Source organism: Agrobacterium vacciniicorymbosi (assembly GCF_040427045.1).
GTDB lineage: Bacteria > Pseudomonadota > Alphaproteobacteria > Rhizobiales > Rhizobiaceae > Agrobacterium.
Genome location: NZ_JBETMF010000003.1, coordinates 314,566 through 332,988, shown reverse-complemented (window position 1 = coordinate 332,988; position 18,423 = coordinate 314,566). Strand labels below are relative to the sequence as shown.

Sequence of the window (18,423 nt, the reverse complement as noted above, 5' to 3'; positions counted from 1 at the left end):
GGATATTGGGCTGCCTGCATCCGCTCGAAACCATTAGATCATAAGGGTCATAAGCAGCCGATACCGGCCATTTCGGCCATTCAGCCAGTTGAATTGACGCGCTCATACTGTGAATAGCGGCGTTTGTACAGACCAAAGCGGTACGCTCCTTTCATGAGGACACCATGTCGCGCCACGCAAACGCACCCTAAAGGCGTACCGCATGGTTCATAAACGGCATTGCGTGGACCATGCCTTTTCGCTATGAGACCCGCAACTTGAGGCTTTTCGTCAGATAAAGCCGACTGGGGTTGTGCTCTTGTCCGCCGGGTCTGGCGGCAAAATGGGATGGTACTGGTCAAAACTATGGCTCGCATTGTCATGAAATTCGGCGGCACGTCCGTCGCAAACCTCGAACGTATTCACAACGTCGCACGGCATGTGAAACGTGAAGTGGATGCAGGCCATGAAGTGGCCGTCGTCGTTTCCGCCATGTCCGGCAAAACCAACGAGCTGGTGGACTGGGTTCAGAACACGCCGAAGGTCGCAGGCGCCAGCGCCGCGTCCTTTTACGATGCGCGTGAATATGACGCCATCGTCGCCTCGGGTGAGCAGGTCACATCGGGTCTTCTGGCGATTGCGCTTCAGTCGCTCGGCGTAAATGCCCGCTCCTGGCAGGGCTGGCAGATACCGATCCGCACGGACAACGCCCACGGCGCTGCCCGCATTCTGGAAATCGACGGTTCCGATATCGTTCGCCGCATGGGCGAAGGTCAGGTCGCCGTCGTTGCCGGTTTCCAGGGCCTCGGCCCAGATAACCGTATCGCGACCCTCGGTCGCGGTGGTTCCGATACATCGGCTGTCGCCATTGCCGCTGCCGTGAAAGCTGATCGCTGCGATATCTATACCGACGTTGACGGCGTCTACACTACGGACCCGCGCATCGTGCCCAAGGCACGCCGCCTGAAGAAGGTCGCCTTCGAGGAAATGCTCGAAATGGCATCCTTGGGCGCAAAAGTTTTGCAGGTTCGCTCTGTCGAGCTTGCCATGGTGCACAAGGTTCGGACCTTCGTGCGCTCCAGTTTCGAGGATCCCGATGCGCCGGGCATGGGTGACCTTATAAATCCGCCCGGTACTTTGATTTGTGACGAGGAAGAAATCGTGGAACAGGAAGTCGTAACCGGCATCGCCTATGCCAAGGACGAAGCACAAATTTCGCTGCGCCGCCTGTCGGACCGGCCGGGTGTTTCCGCTGCCATCTTCGGACCTTTGGCCGAAGCGCATATCAATGTGGACATGATCGTGCAGAACATCTCCGAAGATGGTTCGCGCACCGACATGACGTTTACCGTTCCTTCGGGCGATGCCCCCAAGGCGCTGAAGGTGCTGGAAGACAACAAGGCGCAGATCGGCTTCGATGTCGTGCAGAACGAAACCGGCCTCGCCAAGGTCTCGGTTATCGGCATCGGCATGCGCAGCCATGCGGGCGTGGCGGCAAGCGCTTTCAAGGCACTTGCTGAAAAAAACATCAACATCAAAGCCATCACGACATCGGAAATCAAGATTTCCATTCTTATTGATGGCGCCTATGCGGAACTTGCAGTTCGCACTTTGCATTCTGCTTACGGTCTGGATAAGAGTTGATTCTGTAACGTCGATACACGTCATCCGATTCTTTTGAGTGACGTGTTGATGCGATGTTAGATCGACTGTGCATCCCTGCCTTGCGGCTTGCTGTGCAGGCGGTATAGTTTTTGATCGATCCTTTCGTGCGGATCATATCGATCCGCGCGTGGTAGTGTCAGGGAGCACACGCGATGAGAGACCTATCAGCAGGTCCGCGCGTCCTCCTCAAGCGGCTTCGCGAAATGATGGCGGAGCATCTTGAGCCGCAGGAGCGTCTCGACCAGATTGTTCGGCAGATTGCCAGCAACATGGTCGCAGAAGTGTGTTCCGTCTACGTGCTGCGCTCCGACAGCGTTCTGGAGCTTTACGCCACCGAAGGACTCAATAAAGACGCAGTCCATCTTGCCCAGCTGAAAATGGGGCAAGGTCTCGTCGGCACCATCGCCGCATCTGCCCAGCCGCTCAATCTTTCCGATGCGCAGGCGCATCCCGCTTTCCGCTATCTCCCTGAAACGGGTGAAGAAATTTATCATTCATTCCTTGGTGTGCCGATTTTGAGATCCGGTCGCACTCTTGGCGTTCTTGTCGTCCAGAACAAGACCAGCCGAACATACCGGGAGGATGAAGTTGAAGCGCTTGAGACAACTGCGATGCTTATCGCGGAAATCGTGGCGAGCGGTGAATTGAAAAAAATCACCCGTCCCGGCGTGGAACTGGACCTGACACGGGCAGTCTCCATCGATGGCGATGCCTATGGCGAAGGCATCGGCCTTGGCCATGTCGTTCTGCATGATCCACGCATCGTCGTGACCAATCTTCTCAACGAAGATGCCGATATGGAAATCCGGCGGCTGGCCGAAGCTATCGGCTCGCTGCGCCTGTCCATCGATGACATGCTCCAGCGCCGCGATGTCGCCACCGAAGGCGAACACCGCGAAGTCTTGGAAACCTACCGCATGTTCGCCCATGACCAGGGCTGGGTGCGCCGCATGGAAGAGGCCATTCGCAACGGCCTGACGGCGGAAGCGGCGGTCGAAAAGGTCCAGAGCGACACCAAGGCGCGCATGATGCGCCTGACAGACCCCTATCTGCGTGAGCGGATGCATGATTTCGACGATCTCGCCAACCGTCTGCTGCGGCAGCTGATCGGTTATGGCGGTCGCGGTCCCGAACAAGATTTTCCAGCCGACGCCATCGTTCTCGCGCGCGCCATGGGTGCTGCCGAGTTGCTGGATTATCCGCGTGAAAAGCTCCGCGGTCTGGTGCTGGAAGATGGTGCGGTCACAAGCCACGTCGTCATCGTCGCACGCGCCATGGGCATTCCCATCATCGGTCAGGTCGCTGGCATCGTCGCGCTCGCAGAAAACAACGACCCCATCATCATCGATGGTGATGACGGACAGGTGCATCTGCGTCCGGTTCTCGATTTGCAGCGCGCCTATGAGGAAAAAGTCCGCCTGCGCGCCAAGCGTCAGGAACAGTTCCGAGCACTTCGCGATGTCGAGCCCGTGACCAAGGATGGCCAGCGCGTCGATCTGAAGATGAATGCCGGTCTGCTGGTCGATCTGCCGCAACTGGACGAATCCGGCGCTGACGGCATCGGCCTGTTCCGCACCGAACTGCAATTCATGATCGCCTCCAACATGCCGAAGGGCGAGGAGCAGGAAGCCTTCTACCGCAGCGTTCTGCGCAATGCCAAGGGCAAGCCGGTCACCTTCCGCACGCTCGACATCGGCGGCGACAAGGTCGTGTCCTACATGCGCGGTCAGGAAGAGGAAAACCCGGCTCTCGGCTGGCGCGCCATCCGTCTGTCGCTCGACCGTCCAGGCCTGATGCGTACCCAGCTACGTGCTCTGCTTCGTGCTGCCTCGGGTGCCGAACTGCGCATCATGCTGCCGATGATCACCGAAGTCTCGGAAATCCGCGTCGCGCGGGAACTGCTGCAAAAGGAAGTGCAGCACCTGTCGAAATTCGGCCATTCCCTGCCGCGCAAGCTGCAGTTCGGCGCCATGCTTGAAGTGCCGTCCTTGATGTGGCAGCTGGATGAGTTGATGGCAGAGGTTGATTTCGTCTCGGTCGGTTCCAACGATCTGTTCCAGTTCACCATGGCTGTCGATCGCGGCAATGCCCGCGTGTCGGATCGTTTCGACAATCTCGGCAAGCCCTTCCTGCGCATTTTGCGTGATATCGTCCGTGCCGGTACGCGCAACAACACGCAGGTCACGCTGTGCGGCGAAATGGCCAGCAAACCACTGTCAGCCATGGCGTTGATGGGGCTTGGCTTCCGCTCCATTTCCATGTCCCCAACCTCCATTGGCCCGGTCAAGGCCATGCTGCTGGGGCTGGATGTGGCGGCCCTGTCGGAAGAGCTGGAAGCGGCACTGGACGATAACAAGTCGGTGGAAAGCACGCGTCAGCTGCTTTTGCGCTTTGCAGCGACCCATTCCATCCCTATTTGAAAGCCAAGAAAAATTGGAGTGCGTGACAGGTGGCGAAGCTTCCCGTCGAAAAAATGCGTGAGCTTGAGCGGCGTTTCGGTGAAATCGAAGCGCGCATGTCGGCTGGCCCTGCCGCCGATGTCTATGTGAAGCTGGCGTCTGAATATTCGGAATTGCAGCCGGTGGTCAAAACCATCCGCGAATATGAGAAGGCGCTTGCCGAAGTGGCCGATCTCGAAGCCCTTCTGGCCGACAAGTCCACGGATAAGGACATGCGCGATCTGGCCGAAGCCGAGCTTCCCGAGATGTCGGAGCGAATCGACGGGCTCGAGAAGGACATGCAGATCCTTCTTCTGCCCAAGGATGCCGCGGATGAGAAAAGCGCCATTGTCGAAATCCGCGCTGGCACCGGTGGTTCGGAAGCCGCGCTTTTCGCGGGTAATCTGTTTCGGATGTATGAGCGTTTCGCCAGCACCAAGGGCTGGAAGGTGGAAATCCTTTCGGCCAGCGAAGGCGAGGCGGGTGGCTTCAAGGAAATCATCGCCACCATCACCGGGCGTGGCGTTTTCTCCAAGCTTAAGTTTGAATCCGGCGTCCACCGCGTCCAGCGGGTGCCGGAAACCGAAGCCAGCGGTCGCATCCACACCTCGGCCGCCACTGTCGCGGTGCTGCCGGAAGCCGAAGAAATCGACATCGAAATCCGCGCCGAAGATATTCGTATCGATACGATGCGCGCATCCGGCGCTGGCGGCCAGCACGTCAACACCACGGACTCGGCGGTGCGCATTACCCATTTGCCCACCGGCCTCATCGTCACCTCATCGGAAAAATCCCAGCACCAGAACCGCGCCAAAGCCATGCAGGTTCTGCGCTCGCGCCTTTACGATATCGAGCGTCAGAAGGTTGACAGCGAACGTTCCGCAGACCGAAAAAGCCAGGTCGGCTCCGGCGACAGGTCTGAGCGTATCCGCACCTATAACTTTCCGCAGGGCCGCGTCACGGACCACCGCATCAACCTCACGCTCTACAAGCTCGACCGCATGATCGAAGGCGATATCGATGAAATGGTCGATGCGCTGATTGCCGATTATCAGGCCGGTCAGCTGGCCCAGCTCGGCGAGCAGCATTGACATCGTCACCGCAAACCGTCCAGCAGCTGGTCGCGCAGATGCGCCAACGGCTCGATGCCGCAGGCGTAGCCGATCCGCTGACCGATGCGCGCCTGCTGATCGGGGAGGTCATCGGCTTTTCGCTGACCGATTTCGTGCTGAACGCAAGTCGCATCGTCAGTGCCGATGACATCGCCCGTATCGAAACCATGATTGTCCGCCGAGGAGAAGGCGAGCCGGTCCACCGCATTCTCGGCCACCGTGAATTCTACGGCCTCGATCTCATCCTCTCGCCCGGCACGCTGGAGCCTCGGCCCGATACGGAAGTGCTGGTGGATGCACTGCTGCCGCATCTGCGCGGCATCGTCGCCCGGCGGGGGCAGGCCCGCATTCTGGACATGGGCATCGGCACCGGCGCCATCTGCCTTGCGCTCTTGCATGAGTGCCCCGGCACGTCGGGCGTCGGCTCTGATATCTCCCGCGACGCCATGGAAACGGCGCGCAACAACGCGCAGCGCCACGGCCTGGAAGATCGCTTCGAGACGGTGGAAAGCAACTGGTTTGAGCGCATTTCCGGTCGCTTCGACATAATCGTGTCGAATCCACCCTATATAAGAAGCGATGTCATCCGGACGCTTGATCGGGATGTGCGCAATTTCGATCCGATGGCGGCACTCGATGGCGGCGAAGACGGTCTTTCTCCCTATCGCGCAATTGCCGAAAAAGCAGTGGATTTCCTTGTAGATGGCGGGTTGATCGGGCTGGAAATCGGCTATGATCAGAAGGCGGATGTCACGGCCATCTTTGCGGCGCACGGCTATAACAGTGTCGAAGCGATCAAGGATTATGGTGGCAACGACCGCGGCTTGATCTTTTGCAGATAGGTTTGATCGTTCCTATATCTGTTTTGTTCAAGGATATTTTGCAAAGCAAAAGAAAAGGCTTGGATTTCCGCAGGAAGCGGGCTAGTTTGCGGCCACATGCTGGGTGGCTGAAGGCGAATTTTAGATTCGCCATGGTATGGATCAGTCCCGAAGCGGGTTTCTTTTTGAGAACCCTGAAAGGCTGGGCATTCCCGGCATGTGAATCAGTAAACTTTGTTCGCAGGCGGCTCGATGCAGCATTTGCGCATCCGGGCATTATACGCGAGGTCTTGGTCCTTGGGTCAAGACGCGCGATGGGAGCAATTTCGGAAATCAGGACTTCGGGCGCCTCCTTCCGGATTGCATCGTAACAACGAGAATTATCAGCAAAACAGAATTCAGGTGAGCAATTGATGAGGCCAGGACAGCAAAACAAGCGCGGCCGGGGGCGTGGTAGCAACAACAATAACAATGGCGGCGGTGGCGGCAATAACAACAACAACAATTTTAACCGCAAAGGCGGTAACCCGCTGACCCGCACCTATGACAGCTCCGGCCCCGACGTCAAGATCCGTGGCACGGCCCAGCATATAGCCGAAAAATATTCGACGCTTGCGCGGGATGCCCAAAGCTCCGGCGACCGCGTCATGGCCGAAAACTATCTGCAGCACGCGGAACACTACAACCGTATCATTGCTTCTGCCCAGGCGCAGATGCAGGAGCGCTTCCAGCGCGATGATCGCGGTGAGTTCCAGCAGGAGCGCGATGGTGACGATATCGACGGCGATGACAACGACGACGTCATCGTTTCCATGCCCGGCGAACAGGATCACAACCAGCAGCGCGCCCAGCGTAACGATCAGTCGCAGCGCAATGACCAGCCTGAACGGCAGGAGCGTCAGGACAGACAGGATCGCCCAGAGCGTCAGGACCGGAACGAACGCCGCGACCGTCGCGAGCGTCCCGCCCGTCAGGAACGCCAGCCGCGCGAAGAGCAGGATGAAAATACTGTTTCGCCCGTTGCTGCCACTCCGGTTGCCGCATCCCCCGTCTACGACGCCAGCTCCGCTCCGCAGCCTGTCATCGAAGGCACGCCCAAGGAAGTTGCCGTAGAAGAGGAAGCGCAGGTCAGCACCGCTCCAACCGAGCGCGCCCCCCGCCGCCCCCGCAGCACCAGCCCCCGCCCCCGTCGCCCCCGCCGCGCAGCCGGCAGCGAAGATGGCGAAGCAGCAGCCGAAGGCACCGAAGGCGGCGAAGCCCCAACATTGGAAAACGCCGCCGAGTAATCTGCGCGTGCTTTTGTGAGTTAAAGAACCCCGGTCTTGCCGGGGTTTTTTCGTTTTTGTGGTTGGGATGCTTGGAGGTGCCGCGCCGCATGGTCTTTTGTCGGGTTTAGGTAAAGGCAGGGGACGGGCGCGCGACAGGCTTCTCGATTGCTCTAGGTGTAACACAGAATCACTGTAGTTGACGTGGAAAGCCAAGGCACACCGCAGCAACCCTCATCCTGAGGCGGGAGCAAAGCGCCCCTCAAAGGACGAGTGTTGCGGGCTTGGAGCAGTGCGCGTGGCGGATGCTTCGAGGCTTTGCCCTTCGGCCAAAGCACCTCAGCATGAGGGCGGTGGGTGTGGCAGCCCTACCTTTTGATAGTGCAGAGTAATAGGCTGGAGGCTGCAGGCAGGGTGCGACGACAGCAACCCTCATCCATCATCCTGAGCCTGTCGAAGGAAAGGCGCCCCGCAGGGGCCTCGAAGGACGAGGGTTGCGGACTTGGGGCAGTGCGTGCCCGGGGCAGAGTTTGCGGCGGATGCTTCGAGGCTTTGCCCTACGGTCAAAGCGCCTCAGCATGAGGGCGGAGGGTGTGGTTGCCCTGCTCCATCGAAAGGTCGGTGTACGCCGCTTACCCCCCTCTACCCTGCCGGGCATCTCCCCCACGGGGGAGATTGGCAAGAGGCATGCTCACCACTCCAATAGCAGAGATCGCAGACCAACAAACTTAAGCCCGTGCATAAGAATGGCTGCAGAAGGAGACGGGCTTGGAGCGGTGCATGCCGCCAAGCAATTCTCCAGCCAAGTTGCGGTGAAGTGAGCGATAAAAGTAGGCAGCAAGAACTGAGCCACACCCGACATCGCGTGCCGTTGATGTGGCCCAACCCCATTAGCCTTACAACTTCACCCATCCACCATTCTGCTTCGACGAAGCAATACAAGCCTCGACAAAGGCAACGCCTTTAACGCCGTCATCAATGGTCGGATAAACAACCGCCTTATCCAACTCCGTACCGTTGCGCCGTGCATCGATGGCATTGGCGGCTTCGGTGTAGATGGTGGCGAAGGCTTCGAGGTAGCCTTCCGGGTGGCCGGAGGGGATGCGGCTGACGCGGGCGGCGGCTGCACCGGCACTGGCGCCGCCACGGGTGATCAGCTGTTTCGGCTCGCCAAGCTTGGTGAACCACAGATAGTTCGGGTCCGCCTGTGTCCACTCGATGCCAGCCTTGGTGCCGTAAATGCGGACCTTGAGGCCGTTCTCGTTGCCTACGGCCACCTGGCTGCACCATAGCAGGCCCTTTGCAGGCGCTTTACCGTCCTTGGCCTTGAAGCGCAGCATGACATGGGCGTTATCGTCCAGACGACGGCCCTCCACGAATGTATGCACATCCGCTGCCAGCTCATCGGCTTCGAGGCCGGAAATGAAGCAGCCGAGATTATAGGCGTGTGTGCCGATATCACCGGTCGATCCACCGGCACCGGATTGAGCCGGGTCCGTACGCCACACCGCCTGCTTGGCACCGGTCTGCTCGACGGGTTCTGCCAGCCAGTCCTGGGGATACTCCATCTGCACGAGGCGGATGTCGCCCAGCGCGCCGGTTTCCACCAGTTCACGCGCATGGCGCGCCATAGGATAGCCGGTGTAATTATGCGTCAGCACGAAGAGCGCATCGGCCTTGTCGGCCACGGCCTTCAGCTTTTTGGCGTCTTCCAGATTGGAGGTCAGCGGCTTGTCGCAGATGACGTGGATGCCACGCTCCAGAAAGGCTTTCGCCGCCGGGTAGTGCACGTGGTTGGGCGTGACGATGGCAACGGCCTCGATGCCATCTTCGCGTGCCGCTTCCTTTTCTGCCATTTCCTCGAAGGAGCCGTAGCAACGGTCTTCGTCCAGCCCAAGCTCCAGCCCGGATGCTTTCGATTTCTCGGGCGTGGACGACAAAGCGCCTGCGACCAACTCGAAGCGATTGTCCAGCCGTGCCGCCATGCGGTGCACGCCGCCAATGAAGGCGCCTGCGCCGCCACCCACCATGCCAAGGCGAATCCGTTTGTTCGCCTTGTCGGTCGTCTTTCCTTCAATAGCCATGAAATATCCTCGAAAACTCTCTTAAAGGCCCAGCATGCGGCGGTTGGCGGCATCATCCGTACCGCTGGAAGCGAAGTCGTCAAACGCCTTTTCCGTAACGCGGATGATGTGCGCCTTAACGAATTCAGAACCCTCGGCAGCGCCGTCTTCGGGGTGCTTCAGCGCGCATTCCCACTCAACAACAGCCCAGCCATCGAAATTATTGGCGGCCATTTTCGAGAATACCGCGCCGAAATCCACCTGTCCGTCGCCCAGCGACCGGAAGCGTCCGGCCCGTTCAACCCAGCCCTGATACCCGCCATAAACACCCTGACGACCGGTCGGGTTGAACTCGGCATCCTTGACGTGGAACATCTTGATGCGGTCTTTGTAGATGTCGATATTGTCGAGATAATCCAGGCATTGCAGCACGTAATGCGAGGGGTCGTAGAGCATGTTGGCGCGTTTGTGGTTCTTCACACGCTCCAAAAACATCTCGAATGTCACGCCATCATGCAGGTCTTCGCCGGGGTGAATTTCGTAGCAGACGTCGACACCCTGCTCGTCGGCATAATCGAGGATCGGTGTCCATCGCTTGGCCAGCTCATCGAAGGCGGCTTCTACCAGACCGGCGGGACGCTGCGGCCAAGGGTAGATAAACGGCCAAGCCAACGCACCGGAGAAGGTGGCATGGGCGTTGATGCCCAAATTGCGCGATGCCTTCAGCGCTAGCTTTACCTGCTCCACGGCCCATGCCTGGCGTGCCTTGGGGTTGCCGCGCACTTCGGGTGCGGCAAATCCGTCAAAGGCTTCGTCATAGGCCGGGTGCACGGCTACCAGCTGGCCCTGCAAGTGAGTGGAAAGCTCGGTGACCTCAACGCCGTTCTGGCGTGCGACACCGGCAAATTCGTCGCAATAATCCTTGGATTCCGCTGCTTTTTTCAGGTCGATCAACTGTCCGGCCCAGGTTGGCACCTGCACGCCCAGATAACCTTTTTCAGCCGCCCACTTGGTAATGCCATCCCACGTATTGAACGGCGCAGCATCACCCGCAAACTGACCGAGAAAAAGCCCCGGTCCCTTGATCGTCTTCATGAATTATTCCTCCTGCATCGATACAGTTGAACGGTTCCAGCCTCCGCCCGTCAACGGCACACAAGCTAACCGCTCGTAAATTTCGTGCAACCCTCAATCATCACTCAGGCATGATAATTTGCATCTTCACCTCGCCCGCAGGGGCAGAAGCGGCGATATCGAACGCCTTGATGCTGTCTTCGAATTCGAAGGTGCGGGTGATCAGCGGCGCGACATCGATAGCGCCGGAGGCCAGCATGTCCACGCAGCGGCCAAACACGTTGGCGTAGCGGAAAACATGCTCGACGCGCGCCTCGCGAATTTGCGCGGCCACCACGTCATAGGCCACAAGCTTGGTCGGCATGCCCACGAAGACGACCGTGCCAGCAGGCCGCAGCGGTTCGAACACATGGGTAATGGCCGCTTCCGCGCCGGAGCATTCGAAAATGACGTCCGCCCCCCAACCCGCTGTCGATTTCAACACCTGCTCGGCCAGATTATGCTCGCGCACATTGACGGTTTCGACCGGCCCAAGACCACGCGCCATGTCCAGCTTCACCGGATCGACATCCGAGACGATAACGCGGGCGCAACCGGCGGCGAGCGCTGCCAGCACGGTAACGAGGCCGATGGGACCGGCACCGATAACGACGGCGATATCGCCCGGCTTGACTTTGGCCTGCGTTGCCGCCTGCACGCCAACGGCCAAGGGCTCCACCATCGCGCCTGCGGCAAAGGAGACATTGTCAGGCAGCTTGAAGGTGAAGGCAGCCGGATGCACGACGGATGCGCGCAGCACACCATGGATCGGCGGCGTTGCCCAGAACCGAACGGCTGGGTCGAGATTGTAGTGGCCGGTGCGGCTTGCGCGGCTGATCGGGTCCGGGATGCCCGGTTCCATGCACACGCGGTCACCCACGGCAAGCGTCGTCACCTGCGAGCCGACCTCGGTCACGGTGCCGGATGCCTCATGGCCGAGAATCATCGGCTCGCGCACCACGAAATTGCCAATGGCGCCGTGGGTGTAATAGTGCACGTCGCTGCCGCAAATACCCACGGTGTGGATGGCGATGCGCACATCGTGAGGGCCGACTTGCTCCTCCAGTGGAAATGAACGCAGGGACAGCTTGCCCATTTCTTCCAGAACAAGTGCGCGCTCTTCGCCCGATTTTCCCTGAGACTGCATTCTGTCCTCCTCGACTCTCAACATGCATGTTGCGGATAACAAAATCGCGAAGAACCCGAATAAGCAAGGTCTAAAAGAAACTTTTCAAGGGTGAACCTGTTTGCTCTCGAGGACACACCCAGAGGAGACCGACACATGTTAATGACAAGACGCGCCATCATGGCGGCAACCGCCGCAACGGCGGCAGCATCCGCCCTTTCCGCGCCTTCCATTGCCCAAGCCGCATTGCCGCTGAAGCAACCCGCGCTGCCCTTTGCCGAAGATGCGCTTGCCCCGCACATTTCCGCCAAAACAGTCGCCCTGCATTACGGCAAGCACCACAAGGCCTATTTCGACAAGCTGAATACGCTGGCCAAAGGCACGCCCTACGCAGACATGGAGCTTGAGGCGATCGTTAAAGCCTCCGCTGGCAAAACCGCAGACAAGAAGATTTTCAACAACGCAGCACAGGCGTGGAACCATGTCGTCTACTGGGAGCAATTTACGCCCGGCGGCCCGAACAGGCCGGATGGCAAGGCCGCAGACGAGCTGAACGCCGCATTTGGTGACTACGACAAGTTCATCGAAAAAGCCGTTGCCACATCCGACGAAGTCTTCGGAACCGGCTGGGTATGGCTGACCCGCGATGACCAGAACAAGCTCGCGCTTGTCGGTTATGAAGATGCCAATAATCCGGTTGCCGTCGGCAGGCCCGCCTATCTCGGCATCGACATCTGGGAACATGCCTATTACGTCGATTACGAAAACCGCAAGCCAGAGCATATCAAAAAGGTGCTGGAAAACCTCGTCAACTGGCGGGTCGTCGGCGACAAGATAACCCAGGCCTGACGCCTGTCATATGGTCTTCACGTTGAAAGCGCTCTGATGGTTCAGGGCGCTTTCATTCGTTTGGCGCAGGTGTTTCTGACAAAAACACAGTGGTTATTTCCTGTTTTCGAAACAAAGATTCTAATCCATACGCCTAAATTAGTATCAAAATCGCGGGAAGTTGAACATTTGGTCAAAAATGACTTGAATCGTTTCGGTTGCCCGCTTGAGTATGTGCAAAGTTTCTTATAACCACGTTGCATCGGTAGTCGCGGAATAAGCGAGCCGGATACAAAAATTGGGAGCTCAATTATGAGATACAAACTTGGCCTAATCGCTGCAGCCTTGCTTTCGGCGACGTGCTTTGCACCTGCCGCTGCAAGCGCAAAAACCTTCGTATATTGCTCTGAAGGTTCCCCGGAAGGTTTCGACCCCGGTCTCTATACCGCCGGCACCACTTTCGATGCCGCTGCCCACACCGTTTACAGCCGCCTTCTGGAATTCGAACCCGGCACCACCAAGCCAGTTGCTGGCCTGGCTGAAAGCTGGGACGTGACCGAGAACGGTACCGTCTACACCTTCAAGCTGCGCAAGGGCGTGAAGTTCCAGACCACAGATTTCTTCACGCCAACGCGTGAATTGAATGCCGACGACGTCGTTTTCTCCATTGAGCGCCAGATCAAGACCGACAACCCATGGCACCAGTATGTGCCGGGCACGTCCTGGGAATATGCCGAAGGCATGGGCTTCCCCAAGCTGATCAAGTCCGTCGAAAAGGTCGACGACATGACGGTCAAGTTCACACTGAACCGTCCTGAAGCACCGTTCCTTGCCAACCTTGCCATGCCGTTCGCTTCCATCGTTTCGAAGGAATACACGGACAAGCTGGCTGCTGATGGCAAGCAGGCACAGTTGAACCAGATGCCAGTCGGCACCGGCCCGTTCGCCTTCGTCGCCTACCAGCAGGATGCCGTCATCCGCTACAAGGCCAACAAGGACTATTGGGGCGGCGCACCGAAGATCGATGATCTCGTTTTCGCCATCACCACCGATGCCGCCGTTCGTTTCCAGAAGCTCAAGGCTGGCGAATGCCACCTGATGCCTTACCCGAACGCAGCTGACGTTGCCTCCATGAAGAAAGACCCGACCCTGACGGTTATGGAGCAGGAAGGCCTCAACGTTGCCTACCTCGCCTACAACACCACGCAGGCTCCTTTCGACAAGCCAGAAGTGCGCAAGGCGCTGAACAAGGCCATCAACAAGAAGGCCATCGTTGACGCCGTGTTCCAGGGCATGGCAACACCTGCCAAGAACCCGCTGCCGCCAACCATGTGGTCTTATAACGACAAGGTTGAAGACGACACCTACGATCTGGAAGCAGCCAAGAAGATGCTGACAGACGCAGGCGTCAAGGACCTTTCGATGAAGGTCTGGGCAATGCCGGTTTCGCGTCCTTACATGCTCAACGCCCGCCGCGCTGCCGAAGTTATCCAGGACGACTTCGCAAAGATTGGTGTGAAGGTTGAGATCGTTTCCTACGAATGGGCTGAATATCTCGACCGTTCGAAGGCAAAGGACCGTGACGGCGCCGTGTTCCTCGGCTGGACCGGTGACAATGGCGATCCGGACAACTTCCTCGACACGCTGCTTGGTTGCGATGCCGTTGGCGGCAACAACCGTGCACAGTGGTGCGATAAGGACTTCGACGCTCTCGTGAAGAAGGCCAAGATCACCACCGATCAGGCAGAACGCACCAAGCTTTACGAAGAGGCGCAGGTCGTCTTCAAGAAGCAGGCACCTTGGGCCACCATTGACCACTCCCTGTCCGTCGTTCCGATGCGCAAGGAAGTCACGGGCTTCGTTCAGAGCCCGCTGGGTGACTTCACGTTCGAAAACGTGGATATCTCCGAGTAACATTCGACGCATCTGCAAATGCCGCGTGTCTTGTCTCAAGGCGCGCGGCACTTGCGTTCTGAAGCATCCCTAAACAACAAAGAAGCAGACCGAAAAGGTCGCTACTGCCAGCGCATAGGTTCCAGGCGGAACAGATCGAAGGTTTTTCATGATTGGCTTTCTCGTGCGGCGCATTGCCGTGCTCATCCCGACTTTCATCGGGGTTTCCATTATCGCGTTCATGTTCATCCGGCTCCTGCCGGGCGATCCCGTCGCATTGCTGTCGGGTGAACGCGTCATGTCGCCGGAGCGGCATGCGCAGATCAGCGCCGCCCTTGGCATGGACCGGCCCATGGTCGTCCAGTATCTAGATTATCTGAAGGGCATCCTGTCGGGTGATTTCGGGACATCCATCGTTTCCAAGTCGCCGATCATCGACCAGTTCTTTGCGCTGTTTCCAGCGACTGTCGAACTGTCCTTGTGCGCCATCATCCTTGCTATCGTCATCGGCGTTCCCGCCGGCGTGATCGCAGCCATCAAGCGCGGTTCGTTCTTCGACCAGACCATGATGGGCGTTTCGCTCGTCGGCTACTCCATGCCGATCTTCTGGTGGGGACCGCTGCTCATCATCCTGTTTGCGGGCATTCTGCAATGGACTCCGGTATCGGGTCGCATTTCGCTGATGTTCTTCTTCCCGCCCGTCACCGGCTTCATGCTGATCGACTCGTTGCTGTCGGGCCAGAAGGGCGCTTTTGCCTCTGCCGTCAGCCACCTGATCCTGCCGTCCATCGTGCTGGCGACCATTCCGCTTGCCGTTATTGCGCGCCAGACGCGCTCGGCCATGCTGGAAGTGCTGTCGGACGATTATATCCGCACCGCCCGCGCCAAGGGCCTTTCGCCGTTCCGTGTTGTCGGGCTGCACGCTTTGCGCAACGCGCTGATCCCGGTCATCACGACGATCGGTCTTCAGATCGGCGTCATGCTGGCGGGTGCGATCCTGACCGAGACGATCTTCTCTTGGCCGGGCATCGGCAAATGGATGGTCGATAGCGTCTTCCGCCGCGATTATCCCGTGATTCAAGGTGGCTTGCTGCTGATCGCCGGCATCATCATGTTCGTCAATCTGATTGTCGACGTGCTGTATGGCCTGATCAACCCGCGCATCCGCCACTAAGAGGTGACTTTTCCCATGGCTGAAACCACTCAGAGCCAGCCGGTCAGCAGCGCGGCGATGCGCCGCCAGATGCTGTCCGAATTCTGGCATTACTTCTCCGAAAACCGCGGCGCCGTCATCGGCCTCTATGTTTTCGCCATCATCGTCTTCGTGGCGGTATTTGCGTCGTTCATCGCGCCGCATTCGCCGTTTCAGCAGTATCGCGAGACTATCCTCCTGCCGCCCGCATGGTTGCAAGGCGGCAACTGGAGCTTCCCGCTCGGCACCGATCCGCTGGGTCGCGATATCCTGTCGCGCCTGATCCACGGTGCGCAATATTCGCTGTTCATCGGCGTCTTCGTCACGACACTGTCCCTGTCCACCGGCATCATCATCGGCGTTATCGCCGGTTACTATCGCGGCTGGCTGGACACGGTCATCATGCGGTTGATGGACATCATCCTCGCCTTCCCGTCGCTGCTTCTGGCGCTGGTTCTGGTCGCTATTCTCGGCCCCGGCCTCACCAACGGCATGATCGCCATCGCGCTCGTTCTTCAGCCGCATTTCGTGCGCCTGACGCGCGCCGCCGTGATGACGGAAAAGGAACGCGATTACGTCACCGCCGCACGTCTGGCTGGCGCCGGACCCCTGCGCCTGATGTTCAAGACCATTCTGCCCAACTGCATGGGCCCGCTTATCGTGCAGGCCACGCTGTCGTTTTCGAACGCCATTCTCGATGCAGCCGCCCTTGGCTTCCTCGGCATGGGCGCACAACCGCCAGCGCCCGAATGGGGCACCATGCTTGCCGAAGCACGCGAATTCATTCTGCGCGCCTGGTGGGTCGTCACCTTCCCCGGCCTTGCCATCCTCATCACCGTTCTCGCCATCAATCTGGTAGGCGACGGTCTGCGAGATGCGCTTGACCCGAAACTGAAGAGGTCCTGACATGGCACTTCTGCAAGTCGATAATCTGACCGTCGAGTTCGAAACCGCCAGCGGCTGGTTCCGTGCCGTGGACGGCATTTCCGTGTCCGTCGAAAAGGGCGAGGTTCTCGCCATCGTCGGAGAATCCGGCTCCGGTAAATCGGTCTCGATGCTCGCCGTCATGGGCCTTCTGCCCTGGACCGCGAAGATCACCGCCGACCGCATGCTGTTTGAAGGCAAGGATATCCAGAAGATCAGCGCGTCGGAACGCCGCAAGCTGATCGGCAAGGATATTGCCATGATCTTTCAGGAGCCGGTGGCAAGCCTCAACCCGTGCTTCACGGTCGGCTTCCAGATCGAGGAAGTCCTGCGCATTCACATGGGTCTGGACAAAAAGGCCCGCCATGCGCGCGCCATCGAGCTGTTCAAGCTCGTCGGTCTGCCGGACCCGGAAGAGCGCCTGAAGCACTTCCCGCACCAGATGTCTGGTGGCCAGTGCCAGCGCGTGATGATCGCGATTGCCATCGCCTGCAATCCGAAGCTCCTCATCGCCGATGAGCCGACGACCGCGCTCGACGTGACGATCCAGAAGCAGATCCTCGACCTTCTGATGAAGCTTCAGGCCGAAAACGGCATGGGCCTCATCATGATCACCCACGACATGGGTGTGGTGGCTGAAACGGCTGACCGCGTGGTGGTGCAGTATAAGGGCAAGAAGATGGAGGAAGCCGATGTGCTGTCTTTGTTTGAAAACCCCAAGAGCAATTACACCAAGGCGCTTCTGGCTGCCCTTCCTGAAAATGCGACGGGTGATCGCCTGACCACCGTTTCGCAATTCTTCGATGGTACACCGACACCTGCCCCGACATCCGCGGGAGAAACAGCATGACCGACAAAAACACCATGCTCGAAATCCGCAACATGAAGCGCGATTATCACCTGCCCGGTGGCTTCATGAAGCCGGCCAAGACCGTCCATGCGGTCAAGGGCGTGTCCTTTGCGCTGGAAACCGGCAAGACGCTCGCCATCGTCGGCGAAAGCGGCTGCGGCAAGTCCACGCTCGCCCGCATGCTGACCTTCATCGATGAGCCGACCTCCGGCGATCTCTTGATCGACGGCCAGAAGGTCGATACGCGTCCGGGTCATCTGACCGCCGAAATGCGCCAGAAGGTGCAGATCGTGTTCCAGAACCCCTATGGCTCACTGAACCCGCGCCAGAAAATCGGTGACGTGCTGGGCGAACCGCTGCTCATCAACACCAACATGTCCGCCGCCGAGCGTCGCGAAAAGGCAAACGACATGCTGGTGCGTGTGGGTCTGGGGCCGGAGCATTACAACCGCTACCCGCACATGTTCTCCGGCGGCCAGCGCCAGCGTATCGCCATTGCGCGCGCTCTGATGTTGAACCCGAAGCTACTGGTGCTGGACGAACCGGTCTCCGCACTCGACCTTTCCGTTCAGGCCCAGGTGCTGAACCTACTCGCCGACCTGCAGGACGAGTTTGGCCTGACCTATGTCTTTATCTCCCACGACCTGTCCGTCGTGAAATACATCGCGGATGAAGTCATGGTGATGTATTTCGGCGAGGCCGTGGAATACGGCACCCGCGACGAGGTCTTCTCCGACCCCAAGCACAGCTATACCCGCACTCTCTTCGCCGCCACCCCCAAAGCCGACGTGGACTCCATCCGCGCCCGCGTGGAAGCAAAGAAGCTGGCAAAGGCCAGTTGAGACGGAAAAGGAAAAGCCCGGCAGCGATGTCGGGCTTTTTTGTTGGGCGTCTTGTTAGCGTTGGCTTGGGAGTAAGATCGCAGACACGCCCCTCAATTCAATGAAACTCTCTAAATCACTGGATAGAGCGACCAGAAGAACAGCTCGTGTTCCTGATCGCGGTCGTGCTGTTCCGAGTCGTCTTTGGTCTTTGACTCTGAAGGCGCGCCGCTGTCGCGTTTCAGTTTTTCTTCCTGGGCCTTGCGACCAAGACCGAACAGATCGAATGAAAGCATATTGAAGCCAGCAACCATTTTTCGTTCCTCTTCGTCA

The 18,423-nt window shown here is 58.7% G+C and carries 15 protein-coding genes; 11 read left to right on the top strand and 4 right to left on the bottom strand.

Going from position 1 to position 18,423, the window contains the following annotated elements; genetic code table 11:
• Positions 1-345 precede the first annotated feature (345 nt).
• The 5 genes from ABUK73_RS07400 to ABUK73_RS07380 all read left to right on the top strand — a co-directional run bounded on the left by ABUK73_RS07400 (position 346) and on the right by ABUK73_RS07380 (position 7,301).
• Entirely contained in the window at positions 346-1,623 is a 1,278-nt protein-coding gene (locus ABUK73_RS07400) for an aspartate kinase (protein ID WP_353576710.1), read from the top strand.
• Between the two features lie 173 nt (positions 1,624-1,796).
• Entirely contained in the window at positions 1,797-4,064 is a 2,268-nt protein-coding gene (ptsP, locus tag ABUK73_RS07395) for a phosphoenolpyruvate--protein phosphotransferase (protein WP_353576709.1), read from the top strand.
• Positions 4,065-4,093: 29 nt separating this feature from the next.
• Complete coding sequence (prfA, locus tag ABUK73_RS07390) at positions 4,094-5,173, top strand: peptide chain release factor 1 (protein WP_353576708.1); 1,080 nt, start codon at positions 4,094-4,096, stop codon at positions 5,171-5,173.
• Positions 5,174-5,211: 38 nt separating this feature from the next.
• Positions 5,212-6,036, top strand: coding sequence for a peptide chain release factor N(5)-glutamine methyltransferase (gene prmC, locus ABUK73_RS07385; RefSeq protein ID WP_454892338.1), 825 nt, complete (start codon positions 5,212-5,214; stop codon positions 6,034-6,036).
• A gap of 392 nt (positions 6,037-6,428) precedes the next feature.
• Positions 6,429-7,301 (top strand): DUF4167 domain-containing protein, encoded by an 873-nt coding sequence (locus tag ABUK73_RS07380; RefSeq protein ID WP_353576706.1) that lies wholly within the window; start codon positions 6,429-6,431, stop codon positions 7,299-7,301.
• An 875-nt stretch (positions 7,302-8,176) separates the two neighbouring features.
• Here ABUK73_RS07380 and ABUK73_RS07375 read toward each other — a convergent pair.
• From ABUK73_RS07375 to ABUK73_RS07365, 3 genes are all read right to left on the bottom strand, one after another.
• Positions 8,177-9,364, bottom strand: coding sequence for a Gfo/Idh/MocA family protein (locus tag ABUK73_RS07375; RefSeq protein WP_353576705.1), 1,188 nt, complete (start codon positions 9,362-9,364; stop codon positions 8,177-8,179).
• A 21-nt stretch (positions 9,365-9,385) separates the two neighbouring features.
• Positions 9,386-10,438, bottom strand: a complete 1,053-nt coding sequence (locus ABUK73_RS07370) for a sugar phosphate isomerase/epimerase family protein (protein WP_353576704.1) — start codon at positions 10,436-10,438, stop codon at positions 9,386-9,388.
• Between the two features lie 100 nt (positions 10,439-10,538).
• Entirely contained in the window at positions 10,539-11,603 is a 1,065-nt protein-coding gene (locus tag ABUK73_RS07365) for an NAD(P)-dependent alcohol dehydrogenase (RefSeq protein ID WP_353576703.1), read from the bottom strand.
• A 135-nt stretch (positions 11,604-11,738) separates the two neighbouring features.
• On the opposite strand from ABUK73_RS07365, the gene ABUK73_RS07360 reads away from it, so the two are divergent.
• The 6 genes from ABUK73_RS07360 (at position 11,739) to ABUK73_RS07335 (ending at position 18,111) form a co-directional block, all read left to right on the top strand.
• Positions 11,739-12,431: a superoxide dismutase gene (locus ABUK73_RS07360; protein ID WP_353576702.1), complete on the top strand. Its 693-nt coding sequence runs from the start codon at positions 11,739-11,741 to the stop codon at positions 12,429-12,431.
• 291 nt (positions 12,432-12,722) lie between these two features.
• Positions 12,723-14,324: an ABC transporter substrate-binding protein gene (locus ABUK73_RS07355; protein WP_353576701.1), complete on the top strand. Its 1,602-nt coding sequence runs from the start codon at positions 12,723-12,725 to the stop codon at positions 14,322-14,324.
• Positions 14,325-14,472: 148 nt separating this feature from the next.
• Positions 14,473-15,477, top strand: a complete 1,005-nt coding sequence (locus tag ABUK73_RS07350; protein ID WP_113090035.1) for an ABC transporter permease subunit — start codon at positions 14,473-14,475, stop codon at positions 15,475-15,477.
• Positions 15,478-15,492: 15 nt separating this feature from the next.
• Entirely contained in the window at positions 15,493-16,401 is a 909-nt protein-coding gene (locus ABUK73_RS07345; protein ID WP_113090034.1) for an ABC transporter permease subunit, read from the top strand.
• A 1-nt stretch (position 16,402) separates the two neighbouring features.
• Entirely contained in the window at positions 16,403-17,269 is an 867-nt protein-coding gene (locus ABUK73_RS07340) for an ABC transporter ATP-binding protein (RefSeq protein ID WP_113090033.1), read from the top strand.
• A complete protein-coding gene (locus ABUK73_RS07335; protein ID WP_113090032.1) occupies positions 17,266-18,111 on the top strand; it encodes a dipeptide ABC transporter ATP-binding protein in 846 nt (281 codons plus the stop codon). Before ABUK73_RS07340 ends, ABUK73_RS07335 begins: the two co-directional genes overlap by 4 nt.
• Positions 18,112-18,221: 110 nt before the next feature.
• Here the strand turns inward: ABUK73_RS07335 and ABUK73_RS07330 are convergent, their stop codons facing one another.
• A complete protein-coding gene (locus tag ABUK73_RS07330; protein ID WP_353576700.1) occupies positions 18,222-18,404 on the bottom strand; it encodes a hypothetical protein in 183 nt (60 codons plus the stop codon).
• Positions 18,405-18,423 lie beyond the last annotated feature (19 nt).